This is a genomic window from Rahnella ecdela (genome assembly GCF_019049625.1).
Classification (GTDB): Bacteria; Pseudomonadota; Gammaproteobacteria; order Enterobacterales; family Enterobacteriaceae; genus Rahnella; species Rahnella ecdela.
The window spans coordinates 1-255 of the sequence record NZ_JAFMOY010000009.1 but is presented as its reverse complement, the minus strand read 5'-3'; the positions used below and the strand labels follow the sequence as shown (position 1 = coordinate 255).

At 48.6% G+C, this 255-nt stretch carries 1 rRNA gene; it reads left to right on the top strand.

Annotated features, from left to right (window positions below):
* A 23S ribosomal RNA gene (locus J1784_RS00045) occupies positions 1-102 on the top strand; the annotation flags it as partial.
* Positions 103-255 lie beyond the last annotated feature (153 nt).

The following is a 255-nucleotide window of genomic DNA, read 5'->3' as shown; positions in this document are numbered from 1 at the left end:
CACCTGAAGGGACGTTTAAGACTAAGACGTTGATAGGCTGGGTGTGTAAGTGCAGCGATGCATTGAGCTAACCAGTACTAATGACCCGAGAGGCTTAACCTTACAACACCAAAGGTGTTTTAGAGTGGCTCTGTGATTTGATTTTCAGCTGAATGTTCCGAGATTGGTTCGTATGGTATGGGCAGAGATGCTGGATACGGTATGAATGAAACAGAATTTGCCTGGCGGCAGTAGCGCGGTGGTCCCACCTGACCC